We start from the raw sequence: 14,463 nt of genomic DNA on the forward strand, positions 1-14,463 counted from the left end.
CCTCCGGCATTCCCGGCGCCGTCAGCGGGTGGGGAGGCGCACGACCGAGACGAAGAAGTCGTCGATCTTGCGCACCACGGAGATGAAGCGCTCGAAGTCCACCGGTTTGGTGACGTAGGCGTTGGCGTGCAGGTTGTAGCTGCGCAGGATGTCCTCCTCGGCCTCCGACGTCGTGAGGACGACGACGGGGATGCGCCGCAGCTCCGGGTCCTCCTTGAGCTCGGCGAGCACCTCGCGGCCGTCCATCCGGGGCAGGTTGAGGTCGAGCAGGACGAGGTCGGGCGTCGGCGCGTCCGCGTACTGGCCCTGCTTGTGCAGGTAGGACATCGCCGACTCGCCGTCGGAGACGACGGTGAGCCGGTTGGCGACCTTGTACTCGGCGAAGGCCTCCTCCGTCATGAGGACGTCCCCGGGGTCGTCCTCGACCAGCAGCACCTCGATCATGTCGCTCACGACTCCACCCTCTTCGTCTCCGGGCCGGTTGACCCCCCGGCCATGATCCCACGGTCGGCCCCGGTGTCCTGCTCGACGGTCAGCAACGGCTCCGCGTCCGTGGCGGGAAGGGTCCACCGCACGGTGGTGCCCTCGCTCGGGTCCTGTTCCTCGACCCAGATCCGGCCGCCGTGGTGCTCGACGATGCGCTTGCACATCGCCAGGCCGATTCCCGTGCCACTGTAGGCGTCCTTGGCGTGCAGCCGCTGGAAGATCGCGAAGACGCGCTCGGCGTGCCGCGGCTCGATGCCGATGCCGTTGTCGCTGCAGCGGAAGAGCCACTCCGACCCCACCCGCTCGGCACCCACGTGGACGTGCGGGACTGTGTCGGGTCGCCGGAACTTCACCGCGTTGGCGACGAGGTTCTGCAGCAGCTGGACGAGCAGGCCGGCGTGCCCGACGACCTCCGGCAGCGGGTCCCTCGTCACCTCGGCGCCGGTCTCCGCCAGCGTCTCGGAGAGGTTGTCCAGGGCCTCGGTCAGGGCCCGGTCGACCGACACCGGAGCCGGGTCCTCCTGGGTCCGTCCGAGGCGGGAGAAGGCCAGGAGGTCCTGGATGAGGCGCTGCATCCGCCGGGCGCCGTCGGACGCGAACTCGATGTACTGGTGTCCCCGCTCGTCGAGCTGGTCGCCGTAGCGACGCTCGAGCAGCTGGGTGAAGGACGCGACCTTGCGCAGGGGCTCCTGGAGGTCGTGGGACGCGACGTAGGCGAACTGCTCGAGGTCTCGGTTGGAGGCCTCGAGCTCGGCCCGCGCGCTCTCCGTCGTGGCGATCTGCGCGACGAGGTGCCGGCGCATCCGGTCGACGTCGTCGGCGAGCGTGAGGATCTCGTCGGGCCCCGTCCCGGCCACCGGCCGGTCCAGCTCCCCCTCGGCGACGGCACGGCTGGCCACTGCCAGCTGGTCGAGCGGGTCGGTGATCCACTGGCGCAGGTAGCGCCACAGGAGGATGCCCGTGACGAGCGCGAGGACGGAGAGTGTCACGACGGCGCCGAGGAGGACCTGCTGCCACATCTCCATGGCCCTCGCGCCGTCGGATCGGTAGCCGATGAGCTCGTTGAGGGCCGCCCGCTGGTGGTCGCGCATCTCGTTGAACAGGACGACGCCGTCCTCCTGCCACTCGAGGAACGCCTCCCCGCCGCCGTGCTCCCGGGTGTCCTGGATGAGGGGCTTCGCGTAGCCCGCGCGCCAGTCGTCGGTGGCCGCGGCGAGCAGGTCGAAGTGACGATCCAGGTCCGGGATGTTCGGCAGGACCTCGACGAGGCTCGACCGCACGGCGTCGGGCCTCCCGTAGGCCAGGCGGGTGTAGGACTCGAGGAGGTCCTCGTCCCCGCTCAGCGCGAAGGCACGGACGCCCGCCTCGGCGTCGACGACGTCGGCCTGCAGCTCCTCCAGCTCGATGATGGCGTCGAAGACGACACCGGTCACCTCCTGCTGGTAGCGCCACAGCTGGCTGAAGGCGAAGACGGCGACGAGCAGCACGAGGCCGAGCGACGTCCCGGCGAAGACGATCGCCGTCCGCAGCCTGCTGCGCAGCGACCACGCCCGCGGTCCGCGCCTCACGCCGGCGCCCACCCCAGCAGGATGAACTGGTCCTCGATGTGACCCGGCCCGTAGGCCCGGACGACCCGCTCGATCGTGTCGGCCAGGGCTGCCTCGTCGCCGGCGCCCCTCGTGGCGGCGTCGAGCACGGCGGCGAGCGGCGAGTCCCCGCGGTCCCCCGCCTGCTCGATGAGCCCGTGGTGGAGCATGAGCAGCCGGTCCTGCTCGCGCAGGCGCGCGGCGACGGCCGGGCGGGCACCCGGTCCGGTGCCCAGCGGTGCGCCCTGCCCGTCCTCCCCGGGCACCGTGAGGGTGCTGACGTGGCCACGGGAGAGCAGGAGCGGGGCGTGGTGGCCGGCCAGGTGGCACACCGCCGCGCGGCTGGCCGCGAGCAGCTCGACGACGGCCGCACGCACCGAGACGGGCTCGGCGCTCGCCATGACGAGGCGGTCCAGGGCGTCGACGACGTCGGTCACGGGCAGCCGGCTCAGCGCGAACGCGCGGAACGCCGCGCGGACCGTCGCTGCCAGGGCCGCGGCCGCCGGTCCGGTCCCCTCCGCCGTGCCGACGACGGCGAGCACGCTGCCGTCCGGACGCTCGACGACGTCGCACAGCTGGGAGCTCAGCGCGCCGCCGCCCTCGCTCCGCACGAGGAGGCGGACCGGTGCGGTCGGGGTGTGCGGGGCCGGGCGCAGCTCCTCGGCGAGCCGCGCGACCTCCTGCGCGCGGGCCCGCAGCTGCTCCTGCGTGCGGCGCTCACGGTCCCCGCGACGGCGTTCGACGGCGTACCGCACGGCCCTGCCCAGGGCCTCGCCGTCGACCGTGCCCTTGACGAGGTAGTCGTGGGCGCCTGCGCCCACGGCGGCGAGCCCACGGTCGGCGTCGTCCAGGCCCGTGAGGACGACCACCGCGGCGTCCGACGCGTCCCGCAGCCTCACGAGCGCGTCGAGCCCGGAGGCGTCGGGCAGCCCGAGGTCGAGCAGGACGCAGTCGACCGGCATCGCGAGGGCGTCCACCGCGGCCTCGAGGCTCCACGCCCGGGTCATGTCGGTGTCGATCCCAGCGTCGCTGAGCAGCTCCTCGACGAGCAAGGCGTCGCCGTCGTCGTCCTCCACCAGGAGAAGGTGGAGGGCAGGCTCACGGGCCTCGCTGTCGGTCACGGCGGTCCTTCCGGTCGGTGCGGACATCGTACGCAGAGCGCGAGGTCACCACGGACGAGCACGTGCAGGGCGCCGTCGTCGTAGATAATGGTCTGCCGGTCGAGGGACGGAAGCGGGGTTGTGTGTGGTGCAGTCGAACGTGACACGAGCTGGTGTGCCGTGGGAGGCGGACCAGGAGTTCGTCGACCACGTGTACGCGCGGCTGGACGACCTCCGGCACCGCTACCGCGAGCGCCTCGAGGCGATCCGTCGCCAGGGCGCCTCGGGCACGCCGCAGAACAGGTCGGAGCGGGACGCCTTCGCCACGCACTACGAGGACACCCTCGCGCGGCTGGAGCAGGTGGAGAACCGTCTCGTCTTCGGCCGGCTCGACCTGGAGAACGACGCCAGCCGCTACATCGGCCGGATCGGGATCTCCGACGAGGACCAGGAGTCGCTGCTCATCGACTGGCGCGCCCCGGCCGCCCGGCCCTTCTACCAGGCCACCGCGGCCCGGCGGGGCGACGTCGTCCGTCGCCGGCACCTGGTGACCCGCGGCCGCCGCGTCACCGGGGTCGAGGACGAGCTGCTCGACACGGACGCGGACCTCGACGGCCTCACCGGGGAGGGGGCGCTGTTCGCGGCGATGGCGGCGGCGCGCGAGGGCCGCATGGGCGACATCGTCGCGACCATCCAGGCCGAGCAGGACGAGATCATCCGCTCGGCCGTCGACGGGATCCTCGTCGTCGAGGGCGGTCCCGGCACGGGGAAGACCGCGGTGGCGCTGCACCGAGCCGCGTACCTGCTCTACACCCACCGCGAGCGCCTGGAGCGTTCCGGCGTCCTCGTCGTGGGTCCGAGCCGGGTCTTCCTCCGCTACATCGAGCAGGTCCTCCCGTCGCTCGGTGAGAGCGGAGTCGTCGCGACGACTCTCGGTGACCTCCTCGCCGACGTCCCGGTGACGGCCACCGAGCCCGAGGAGGTCGCGGCGGTCAAGGGACGGGCGGTCATGGCCCAGGTGCTGCGCCACGCGGTGCGTGGGCTGCCGCGCCGGCTCGCGCAGACGACGCTGCTCGACGTCGACGGCGAGCAGGTGCGCCTGGAGCCGGAGGACGTGCGGCTGGCCCAGGAGCGGGCACGGCGCAGCGCCCGCCCGCACAACGTCGCGCGCCGGACCTACGCCACGGCGGTGCTCGAGTCCGTCGTGCGGCGCTGGGCCGAGGAGAAGGGCCTGGACCTCGAGTCGGAGCACGGCTACCTCCTGCAGTCCCTGCGTGAGTCCCGCGACGCCCGCAGGGAGATCAACCTGCGGTGGATGCCGACGACGCCCGAGCAGCTGCTGCGGCGGCTCTACGCCGACCCCCAGCTCCTCGCCCGCCACGGGCGTGGCCTCGGTGCGGACGAGCGGCGGCTGCTGCACCGGCCGGTGGACGCCCCGTGGACGGCGGCCGACCTGCCGCTGCTCGACGAGCTCGCCGTGCTCCTCGGCCGGCTGGAGGACCCGCAGGCCGAGCGCGCCCGGCTGGCCCGCGAGGCGGAACGCGCGTCCGCCGTCGCCTACGCCGAGCACGCCATCCGTGAGGACGGCCTCGGCGGCGGGATCGTCGACGCGCAGACCCTCGCCTCCCGGTTCGACGCCCCGGAGGCGCGGCTGTCGGTGGCCGACCGCGCGGCGGCGGACCGCGACTGGACCTACGGCCACATCGTCGTCGACGAGGCGCAGGAGCTCTCGCCCATGGCGTGGCGCGCGCTGCTGCGGCGCAACCCCTCACGCTCGATGACCCTCGTCGGGGACCTGGACCAGCGCTCGGGTCACCGGCCGGCCCGCAGCTGGGCGGAGCTGCTCGGCACCGCGGCGAGCGAGCACGTGCGCACCGCGTCCCTCACCATCAACTACCGCACCCCCGCCGAGGTCATGGAGTCCGCGGTCCGGGTGCTGAGGGCGGCCGGCGGTGCGCACGCCGCGCCGGCCCGGTCGGCACGGGACGTCCCCGGGGCGCTCCGGCTGAGCGCCATCACCGACGGCCACGAGGTGGTCGACGTCGTCGCCACCGAGTACGCCGCGCTGGGTGAGGGCCGCCTCGCCGTCATCACGGCACCGGGCACCGTCGGGGCCGTCCGTGAGCTGCTGTCCACGCGGCTCGCGGCAGAGCTCGAGACGCCCGGCGGCGACGTCCTGGCCGCGCGGGTCGCGGTTCTCGACGCCGTCGCGGCCAAGGGCCTGGAGTTCGACGTCGTCGTCCTCCTCGAGCCCGCCGAGATCACCGCCGGTGGCCCGGGTGACCTCTACGTCGCCATGACCCGGCCCACCCGCCGCCTCCACGTCCTGCACCGCGGCCCGCTCCCGGACGGCCTGGTCGAGCGGTAGCAGGCACCGGGGCGAGGGGTGGCGCGTCCGGTGGGCGGATCGGTTTCCCGGTTCGGGGGGCGGTGCGACACGATAGGCGGGTGCGCGCACTGCTTCTGGAGAACCCACACGAGAACGCCGACACCGCCCTGGAGAACGCCGGGATGGAGGTGGTGCGCCATCCGGGCGCGATGGACGAGGACGAGCTCATCGCCGCGCTCGACGGCGTCCAGGTGCTGGGCATCCGGTCCAAGACCACCGTCAGCCGCCGGGTGCTCGACGCCGCACCCAGCCTCCTCGCCGTCGGCGCGTTCGCCATCGGCACCAACCAGATCGACCTGTCCGTCGCCGCCCACCGTGGCGTGGCCGTCTTCAACGCCCCCTTCTCCAACACCCGCTCGGTGGTGGAGCTGGCCCTGGGCGAGATCATCGCGCTGAGCCGGCGGCTGACCGTCGTCGACGACGCCCTGCACGACGGCCGCTGGGAGAAGTCGGCGGCCGGGTCGCACGAGGTCCGCGGCCGCACCCTGGGGATCGTCGGCTACGGCAACATCGGCACCCAGCTCTCCGTGCTCGCCGAGGCGCTGGGCATGCGCGTCGTCTTCTACGACACCGCGGAGAAGCTGGCGCTCGGCAACGCCCGCCGGATGGCGAGCCTGGAGGCGCTGCTCGACGTCGCCGACGTCGTCACGCTGCACGTCGACGGCCGCGCCGGCAACGCGGGCATGTTCGGTCCCGAGCAGTTCGCGCGGATGCGTCCGGGCTCGATCTTCCTCAACCTCTCGCGTGGCTTCGTCGTGGACTACACCTCCCTGCGCGAGCAGATCGAGGCGGGCAGGATCGTCGGCGCCGCCGTCGACGTCTTCCCCGTCGAGCCCAAGCGCACCGGTGACCCCTTCGACTCCGAGCTCCGCGGCCTGCCCAACGTCATCCTCACCCCGCACGTCGGCGGCTCCACCGAGGAGGCCCAGGAGGGCATCGGGGCGTTCGTCTCCACCAAGCTCGCCCGGTACGTCCGCGAGGGCACGACGACGATGAGCGTCAACGTCCCCCAGCTCGCGCTCGACCCCGCACCCGCCGCCCGCTACCGGGTCACCTACCTGCACCGCAACACGCCGGGCGCGCTGGCGCTGGTCAACCAGGCACTGGCGGAGAGCGGCGCGAACATCGAGGGTCAGATCCTCGGCACCTCCGGCGACCTGGGCTACGTCATCACCGACATCGGCGGGGAGCTGCCCACCGAGGCCCGTCAGGCGCTGGACGAGGTGCCGGACGCCATCCGGCTACGGGTCCTGCTCGCCGAGCACCACGCGAGCTGAGCCATCTACGGTGGGCCCATGACCTACACGCCTGCCGAGAACCGTTACGACTCGATGACCTACCGCCGCTGCGGCCGCAGCGGCCTCGACCTGCCCGCGATCGCCCTGGGCCTGTGGCAGAACTTCGGCCACGAGAACCCCGAGGCGACGCAGCGGGAGATCGTCCTGCACGCGGTCGACCGCGGCATCACCCACATCGACCTGGCGAACAACTACGGCCCACCGCCCGGTGCGGCCGAGTCGTTCTTCGGTCGGCTGCTCGCCACCGACCTCGCTCCCTACCGCGACGAGCTCGTCATCTCGAGCAAGGCCGGCTACCGGATGTGGCCCGGCCCCTACGGGGAGTGGGGCTCGCGCAAGTACCTCCTCAGCTCGCTCGACGCGTCCCTGCGCCGACTCGGGCTCGACTACGTCGACATCTTCTACTCCCACCGTGACGACTCGACGACCCCGCTCCACGAGACGATGGGGGCCCTGAAGACGGCCGTGGACTCCGGGCGGGCCCTGTACGCGGGGATCTCCTCCTACACCGCCGAGCGTGCCGCCGAGGCGGTGACCGTGGCCGCGGAGATCGGCCTCACGCTGCTCGTCCACCAGCCCTCCTACTCCATGCTCAACCGCTGGGTCGAGCACGGCGAGCCCAGTGCGCTCGACGTCACCGAGCGGGCCGGCATGGGCAACGTCGTCTTCTCCCCGCTCGCCCAGGGGATGCTCACCGAGAAGTACCTCGACGGCGTGCCGGAGGGCTCCCGCGCCGCGAGGAGTGGGTCCCTCCGCGAGGAGTTCCTCACCGAGGAGACGCTCGGGCACGTGCGTGCCCTCGCGGGCATCGCCCGCGACCGTGGCCAGACGCTCGCCCAGCTGGCCATCGCCTGGGTGCTGCGCGACCCGCGCGTCACCACCGCGCTCGTCGGCGCCTCGAGCGTCCGTCAGCTCGACGACTCGCTGCGGGCCCTGGACAACCTCGACCTCAGCACCGAGGAGCTCGCGCGGATCGAGGAGCACGCCGTCGACGCGGGGGTGAACATCTGGGCCGGCCGGACGCGGTAGCAGCCGGCGCCGTCACGACATGAGGAACCGGTGACGGTGGCGGCTTCCCCTCCGCCACCGTCACCGGTGGTCAGCGCGAGCCGGGCTCGCTGGGATCCACCCTAGCCCCCGTCCCCGGGGGCTCGCTCGGCGGATCGAGGGGACGCTCCGAGCGCAGTGCGGCGATCGCCGTCTCGAAGTCGTCCAGCGAGGTGAAGGCGGAGTACACGCTCGCGAAGCGCAGGTAGGCGACCTCGTCGAGCTCACGCAGCGGACCGAGGATGGCCAGACCGACGTCATGTGCGTTGATCTGCGCGGCACCGGCGGCCCGCACCGTCTCCTCGACCTGCTGGGCGAGGAGGGCGAGGTCGTCGTCGGAGACGGGCCGGCCCTGGCACGCCTTGCGGACGCCGGCGACGACCTTCTCGCGGCTGAACGGCTCGACGACGCCGGAGCGCTTGACCACGGACAGGCTGGAGGTCTCGATCGTGGTGAACCGGCGGTGGCAGGCGGTGCACTCGCGCCGACGCCGGATCGCCGAGCCGTCGTCCGCCGTGCGCGAGTCGATGACCCGGGAGTCAGCGTTCCGGCAGAAGGGACAGTGCACGCCCCGCTCCTCGTCGATCGGGCGGGCCGGAGGTCGGCACCGCTCCGGTGCACGGTACGGGCGCTCGACCGCGGCGTGCAAGGCGCGCTGCCCGCTGCTCAGCCCGCGGGGACGAGCAGCTGCTGCCCGACGGAGACCTCACCCGAGGCGAGGCCGTTGATCCGGAGGATGTCCTCGACGACGTCGCGCACGTCCTGCCCGTCCCCGGCGGTCGCCGCGGCGATGGCCCAGACGGTCTCCCCGGCACCGACGCTCACCCGCTCGGTGGGGCCGGAGTAGGACTGCGCGTCGGCCGTGACACCGCCCAGCCAGGCGCCGCCGGCCACCGCGACCCCGACCCCGGCGGTCAGCGCGAGGACGGACCGCACGAGACGGCCGCGCGCGGTGAGCCGCACGGCCGGGCGCCGCCCGCGGCGCGGCGCCACCCGGGTCTCGCTGCGCCGGGGGGACGCCGGGACGAAGTCGGGGCCCACGAGCTGGAGGTGGCCGCGGCGCGCCGGGGCGCCACCGTCTCGGGCGGGTGCCGGGTGGACCGGGGTCGGAATGGCCAGCGCACTCATCTGTCTCTCTCCCTCGAACGTCTGTACGTCGAACGTCTGTGCGACACCGTACTCCTCGCGCCCGCCGCTGTCGACACGCCGTCGAACAGATGTTTGATATCGGGCGCGGGGCCTTCTACGCTGTCGAGCACGAGCACATCAGCGACCACTGACATCCGAGGAGCACGAGCCGTGAACGCAGGCCAGGACGACCCCGACCAGGGCGGTGCCACGGTGCACGAGCTCCCCGAGCAGGAGGCGCACGACGGGGCCCTCACCGAGCGCCAGCGCCTGGTCCTGGAGACGATCAGGCGCAGCGTCGACGAGCGCGGCTACCCACCGACGATGCGGGAGATCGGCCTGCTCGTGGGACTGACGAGCCCCTCGTCGGTCAAGCACCAGCTCATGGCCCTGGAGCGCAAGGGCTACCTGCGCCGCGACCCGAAGCGGCCCCGCGCGATCGAGATCGTCGGCACCGAGGTGCGCGGTCCCCAGCTCGGCAGCCCAGAGGACGCCAGCGACACCCCCGCGCCGACCTTCGTCCCGGTCGTCGGCCGCATCGCGGCCGGCGGGCCGATCCTCGCCGAGCAGGCGGTCGAGGACGTCTTCCCCCTGCCCCGACAGCTCGTCGGCGACGGCGAGCTCTTCCTCCTGCGGGTCAGCGGCGACTCGATGGTCGACGTGGCCATCTGTGACGGCGACTGGGTCGTCGTGCGCCGCCAGCCGGTGGCGGAGAACGGTGAGATCGTCGCCGCCCTGCTCGACGACGAGGCCACGGTCAAGACCTTCCAGCGCAGGGACGGCCACGTGTGGCTGCTCCCGGCGAACGAGGCCTACTCCCCCATCGACGGCGACGAGGCGCAGCTCCTGGGACGGGTCGTCTCGGTGCTGCGGAGCCTCTAGAGACCGAGCTGGCGCGCGACGGCGCGGATGCTCTCCGCGCTGTCGCGCAGTCCGGCCTGTTCGGCCCGTGTCAGCGGTGGCAGGAGCTGCTCCTGCGCACCGTTGGCACCGACGACGGTCGGCACGGACAGGCACACGTCGGAGATCCCGACGTAGTCGCTGAGCAGCGTCGAGACGCTGAGGATGCGGTTCTCCGCGCGCAGTACCGCCTGGATGATGCGCACCGCGGCCAGCGCGATGGCGTAGTTCGTCGCGCCCTTGCCCTCGATGATCCGGTAAGCCGCCGTGACGACCTCGGCGGCGATGTCCTCCCGTGCCGTCTCGTCCAGGAGCGGTGCATGGGTGCTGCTCCAGTCGAGCAGCGGGACCGCCCCGATCATCGCCGAGCTCCACAGCACGAGCTCGGAGTCGCCGTGCTCGCCGACGACGTAGGCGTGGACGTTCGAGGCGGCGACGCCCGTCTTGCGGGCGATGAGGTAGCGCAGGCGCGAGGTGTCCAGCACCGTCCCGGACCCGAAGAGGCGCTGGGGCGGGAGGCCCGAGATGGTGAGCGCGGCGTGGGTGACGATGTCGACCGGGTTGGTCACCATGAGGTAGACGGCGTCCGGCGCGACCGCCGTGAGCTGCGGTACGAGGGTCCGCATCAGGCCGACCGTGCTCGCGGCGAGGTCGAGGCGGCTCTGTCCCGGCTTCTGCTTGGCGCCGGCGGTGATGACGACGACGTCGGCGTCCCGGCACGCCTCGATGTCGTCGGAGCCGACGATCTGGGCGGGCGGCATGAACTGGATCCCGTGGGCGAGGTCGAGTGCCTCCGCCTCGACCTTGGCGCGGTTGACGTCGTAGAGCACGACCCGGTGCGCCGCACCCTGCATGAGGAGCGCGTAGGCGAGCGTCGCACCCACCGCGCCCGCTCCGACGACCGCCACCGTGCTCGTCCGTGCCTGTGCCATGCCGATCCTCTCGTCGTGCCCGAGCCTAGGACGCCGGGACGGGTGTCGCAGCGAGCCGCCGCAGTGCGCCGCGCGCGACCTCGCCGTCCGTCGTCGGCCACAGCGGGGGCATGGACCGGCGCAGGAAGGTGCCGTAGCGCGCGGACGCGAGCCGCGAGTCGAGGACCGCGACCACGCCGCGGTCGTCCACCGACCGGATGAGGCGCCCTGCGCCCTGGGCGAGGAGGAGGGCGGCGTGGGTGGCGGCGACCGTCATGAACCCGTTCCCGCCCGACGCGGCGACGACCTCCGAGCGCGCGGAGCGGACGGGGTCGTCGGGCCGGGGGAAGGGGATCCGGTCGATGACGACGAGCCGGCAGGTCCGGCCGGGGACGTCCACGCCCTGCCACAGGGACAGCGTCCCGACGAGGGTGGCCGCATCGTCCGCGGCGAAGCGTCGCACGAGCGAGGGCAGCTGGTCCTCCCCCTGGCACAGGACCGGGGTGTCCAGCTCCTCCCGGAGGAGCTCGGCGGCCTCCTCGGCAGCGCGCCGCGAGGAGAACAGACCCAGGGTGCCTCCTCCGGCGGCGCGGACGAGCTCGACGAGCTCCGTGCTGGCGGCCTCGCTGGGGCCCTCCCGACCGGGAGGGGGCAGGTGTCGCGCGACGTAGAGGATCCCCTGGCGGCCGTAGTCGAAGGGGGAGCCGACGTCGACGCCGCGCCACGTGCGGGCGGCTCCCGGGCCTGCCCGCCGGTCCGCGGCGGCGCCGTCCGGCGGCACGGGCGTGCTGGCGCCGTCCGGCGGCGCGGGCGTGCGGGCGCCGTCGCCGTCCGAGGACAGGTGCTCGAGCAGGCTGACACCGAGGGTGCGCGCGACGGGGTCGAAGCTGCCACCGAGGGCGAGGGTCGCTGAGGTGAGCACCGCCGCCCGACCGGCGAGCAGCTCGGTGGCGATCGGGCGGGCGACGTCGAGCGGCGCGAGGTGGAGCCGGGCGGACTCGAAGCCGGTGCGTCCCCTGTCGCACCACAGGACGTCACGCCGTTGGGCGACCCCGTCACCGAGCAGCCGCTCGGCGATCTCGTGGAGCACGAGCACTGCCGAGCGGGCCATCAGCCTGCCGCCCGCCTCCGCATCGCCGTCCCCACGCATCGCGCTCAGCGCCTCCCGCGTGCCGGCCTCGAGGAGGGTGACGGCGTCGAGGAGGTCGGCGGGCACGCTGCGGAGCCGGCCGCTCGGAGCCGTCTCCAGGTAGCCACCGAGGGCGCGCCCCGCGGACTCGAGCGCCTCGACGCTGACGCCGGCGTGCTTGCGGGCGAGCCGGACGGTCCGGTCGACGACGGCGGCGGAGAGCTCGAGGGTGGACTGAGCGGTCACCCGGTCGGCGAGCTCGTGGGCCTCGTCGACGACGAGCACCTCGTGCTCCGGCAGCACCCGCGGCGACCCGGCCGCCGCGATGCCGAGCATCGCGTGGTTGGTGACGACGACGTCGGCCTCGTGGGCCGCCCGTCGTGCCGCCTCGGGGAAGCACTCCTCGAGCATCGGGCAGCTCGCGCCCAGGCACTCGAGCTTGGTGACCGAGACCTGGCGCCACGCCCGGTCGCTGACGCCGGGGTCGAGGTCGTCGCGGTCGCCGCTGTCGGTCTCCTCGGCCCACTCGCGCAGGCGGACGACCTGCTCGGCGAGCGTCCCGCGCGCCGGGGCGGTCGCCGCGTCCGCAGTCACGGCGTCGGCGGCGAAGAGACCCGGCTCGTCCTCCGCCGGGTAGCCACCGGCGACCTTGTGTCTGCACACGTAGTTGTGCCAGCCCTTGAGCAGCGCGACCTGCGGGCGGGGCGCCCCCGAGGCGGCGACGACGTCGGCGACGAGCGGGACGTCGTGGGTCAGGACCTGGCGCTGGAGGGCGAGGGTCGCCGTCGAGATGACGGCTCGCTCGTGGTGGCGCACCGCGTGGTCGAGGACCGGGACGAGGTACCCGAGCGACTTGCCGGTGCCGGTGCCGGCCTGGACGAGCAGCGCGCGGGGCTCGCGCAGGGTCCGCGCCACCTCCTCGGCCATCTCGCCCTGGCCGTCCCGCTCAGTGCCGCCGAGCTTACGGACCGCCGCACCGAGGAGCTCGGCCGTGCCGCTCACGCCGACTGGGCGGCGGCGAGCTCGGCCGCGAGGGTCTCGTCGACCAGCGCCGTGAGCTGCGTGCCGGTGCCGGTGTGCTGCTCGGCGAGGACCTCCCCGGTGGCGTGCGCGCGGGAGACGAGGTCCCCGCGCGAGTACGGCACGAGGACCTCCACCCGGACCGAGGGGCGCGGGAGCAGCTCGGCGATGCGCTCGCGCAGCTCCTCGATCCCGTGGCCGGTCCTGGCGGAGACCGCGATGGCGCCCGGGTAGCGGGTGCGCAGCGCGGCGACCGAGCCGGGCTCGGCGAGGTCGACCTTGTTGAGGACGATGAGCTCGGGCACGGCGTCGGCGCCCGGGATGTCGGCGAGGACGTCGCGCACCGCCTTGACCTGTCCCTCCGGGTCGGGGTGTGCGGCGTCGACGACGTGGAGGACGAGGTCGGCCTCGGCGACCTCCTCGAGCGTCGAGCGGAACGCCTCGACGAGCTCGTGCGGCAGGGAGCGGACGAAGCCGACGGTGTCGGCGAGCGTGTAGGCCCGCCCGTCCGGGGTCTCGGCACGGCGCACGGTGGGGTCCAGGGTGGCGAACAGCGCGTTCTCGACGAGTACGCCGGCCCCGGTGAGCCGGTTGAGAAGGGAGGACTTCCCGGCGTTGGTGTAGCCGGCGATCGCGACGGACGGGATCTGGGACCGGTGCCGCGAGGAGCGCTTGGTCTCCCGGGACGGCGCCATGGCCGCGATCTGGCGCCGCAGGCGCGCCATGCGGGTGCGGATGCGCCGGCGGTCGAGCTCGATCTTCGTCTCACCGGGCCCACGGGAGCCGATCCCGGCACCACCGGCGACGCGGCCACCGGCCTGGCGGGACATCGACTCGCCCCAGCCGCGCAGCCGCGGGAGGAGGTACTCCAGCTGGGCCAGCTCGACCTGCGCCTTGCCCTCCCGCGACTTCGCGTGCTGGGCGAAGATGTCGAGGATGAGCGCGGTCCGGTCGATGACCTTGACCTGGACGACGTCCTCGAGGGCGCGGCGTTGGGAGGGGCTGAGCTCGGAGTCGACGACGACGGTGTCGGCACCGAGCTCGGCCACCGTCTCGGCGAGCTCGGCCGCCTTGCCCTTGCCGAAGTACGTCGCGGGGTCCGGGGCGGCTCGACGCTGCAGCACGGCGTCGAGGACGACGGAGCCGGCGGTCTCGGCGAGCGCGGCGAGCTCCCGCAGCGACACCTCGGCGAGCTCGGCGTCGGGGCCGGACCACACGCCGATGAGGACGACCCGCTCGAGGCGCAGCTGCCGGTACTCGACCTCGGTGACGTCCTCGAGCTCGGTCGACAGGCCGGCGACCCGGCGCAGCGCCGAGCGCTCCTCGCGGTCGAGCTGCTCGCCGTCGCTGTCCGGGTCGTCGGACGCGTCCGCCTGCAGCGCGGTCCCCGCGCGGGCGAGGACCCGCGCCACGACGTCGTGCGCGGGGTCGCGCGGCGTCGTCGGGTCGTCGTCGTGCTCTGCCATGGT

At 73.6% G+C, this 14,463-nt stretch carries 12 protein-coding genes; 4 read left to right on the forward strand and 8 right to left on the reverse strand.

The genetic code is table 11. From position 1 onward, the window contains the following. Nucleotides 1–21: 21 nt before the first annotated feature. From VR894_RS16175 to VR894_RS16185, 3 genes are read right to left on the reverse strand one after another with little or no spacing between them, the layout of a single operon-like run. Complete coding sequence (locus VR894_RS16175; RefSeq protein WP_324653268.1) at nt 22–444, reverse strand: response regulator; 423 nt, start codon at nt 442–444, stop codon at nt 22–24. Between the two features lie 5 nt (nt 445–449). Then, nucleotides 450–2,054, reverse strand: a complete 1,605-nt coding sequence (locus VR894_RS16180; RefSeq protein WP_324653189.1) for a sensor histidine kinase — start codon at nt 2,052–2,054, stop codon at nt 450–452. After that, entirely contained in the window at nt 2,051–3,193 is a 1,143-nt protein-coding gene (locus tag VR894_RS16185; protein WP_324653190.1) for a SpoIIE family protein phosphatase, read from the reverse strand. The genes VR894_RS16180 and VR894_RS16185 overlap by 4 nt, the downstream gene beginning before the upstream one ends. Nucleotides 3,194–3,332: 139 nt before the next feature. Between VR894_RS16185 and VR894_RS16190 the strand changes: the two genes are divergently transcribed. The 3 genes from VR894_RS16190 (at nt 3,333) to mgrA (ending at nt 7,888) form a co-directional block, all read left to right on the forward strand. Further along, nucleotides 3,333–5,540, forward strand: a complete 2,208-nt coding sequence (locus VR894_RS16190) for a HelD family protein (protein WP_324653192.1) — start codon at nt 3,333–3,335, stop codon at nt 5,538–5,540. Between the two features lie 80 nt (nt 5,541–5,620). Next, nucleotides 5,621–6,838 (forward strand): phosphoglycerate dehydrogenase, encoded by a 1,218-nt coding sequence (gene serA, locus VR894_RS16195; RefSeq protein ID WP_324653194.1) that lies wholly within the window; start codon nt 5,621–5,623, stop codon nt 6,836–6,838. 18 nt (nt 6,839–6,856) lie between these two features. Next, nucleotides 6,857–7,888: an L-glyceraldehyde 3-phosphate reductase gene (gene mgrA, locus VR894_RS16200; RefSeq protein ID WP_324653195.1), complete on the forward strand. Its 1,032-nt coding sequence runs from the start codon at nt 6,857–6,859 to the stop codon at nt 7,886–7,888. A 70-nt stretch (nt 7,889–7,958) separates the two neighbouring features. On the opposite strand, the gene nrdR is transcribed toward mgrA, so the two are convergent. After that, the gene (gene nrdR, locus VR894_RS16205) at nt 7,959–8,474 is read right to left on the reverse strand and encodes a transcriptional regulator NrdR (protein WP_324653196.1); all 516 of its coding nucleotides are present in this window, start codon (nt 8,472–8,474) and stop codon (nt 7,959–7,961) included. A gap of 98 nt (nt 8,475–8,572) precedes the next feature. Beyond that, nucleotides 8,573–9,034 carry a LysM peptidoglycan-binding domain-containing protein gene (locus VR894_RS16210; RefSeq protein ID WP_324653197.1) on the reverse strand — a complete coding sequence of 154 codons (462 nt, stop codon included), beginning with the start codon at nt 9,032–9,034 and terminating at the stop codon, nt 8,573–8,575. Nucleotides 9,035–9,205: 171 nt separating this feature from the next. Here VR894_RS16210 and lexA point away from each other — a divergent pair, with 171 nt between their 5' ends. Then, nucleotides 9,206–9,916 (forward strand): transcriptional repressor LexA, encoded by a 711-nt coding sequence (lexA, locus tag VR894_RS16215; protein ID WP_416380858.1) that lies wholly within the window; start codon nt 9,206–9,208, stop codon nt 9,914–9,916. On the opposite strand, the gene VR894_RS16220 is transcribed toward lexA, so the two are convergent. From VR894_RS16220 to hflX, 3 genes are read right to left on the reverse strand one after another with little or no spacing between them, the layout of a single operon-like run. Then, nucleotides 9,913–10,866: an L-lactate dehydrogenase gene (locus VR894_RS16220; RefSeq protein WP_324653198.1), complete on the reverse strand. Its 954-nt coding sequence runs from the start codon at nt 10,864–10,866 to the stop codon at nt 9,913–9,915. The two genes, lexA and VR894_RS16220, sit on opposite strands and share 4 nt — an antisense overlap. 25 nt (nt 10,867–10,891) lie before the next feature. Further along, on the reverse strand, nt 10,892–12,976 hold the full coding sequence (locus VR894_RS16225; protein WP_416380859.1) for an ATP-dependent DNA helicase: 2,085 nt from the start codon (nt 12,974–12,976) through the stop codon (nt 10,892–10,894). Then, nucleotides 12,973–14,460 carry a GTPase HflX gene (gene hflX, locus VR894_RS16230; RefSeq protein ID WP_324653274.1) on the reverse strand — a complete coding sequence of 496 codons (1,488 nt, stop codon included), beginning with the start codon at nt 14,458–14,460 and terminating at the stop codon, nt 12,973–12,975. Before hflX ends, VR894_RS16225 begins: the two co-directional genes overlap by 4 nt. Nucleotides 14,461–14,463: the final 3 nt, after the last annotated feature.

Origin of the sequence: Georgenia sp. H159 (assembly GCF_035607575.1) — a bacterium.
Lineage (GTDB): Bacteria > Actinomycetota > Actinomycetes > Actinomycetales > Actinomycetaceae > Oceanitalea.

What these genes read in the sequence shown, in the direction of transcription:
- VR894_RS16175 (WP_324653268.1), bottom strand. Translation starts at nt 444, where the DNA reads ATGATCGAGGTGCTGCTGGTCGAGGACGACCCCGGGGACGTCCTCATG.
- mgrA (WP_324653195.1), top strand. Translation starts at nt 6,857, where the DNA reads ATGACCTACACGCCTGCCGAGAACCGTTACGACTCGATGACCTACCGC.
- VR894_RS16210 (WP_324653197.1), bottom strand. Translation starts at nt 9,034, where the DNA reads ATGAGTGCGCTGGCCATTCCGACCCCGGTCCACCCGGCACCCGCCCGA.
- VR894_RS16220 (WP_324653198.1), bottom strand. Translation starts at nt 10,866, where the DNA reads ATGGCACAGGCACGGACGAGCACGGTGGCGGTCGTCGGAGCGGGCGCG.
- hflX (WP_324653274.1), bottom strand. Translation starts at nt 14,460, where the DNA reads ATGGCAGAGCACGACGACGACCCGACGACGCCGCGCGACCCCGCGCAC.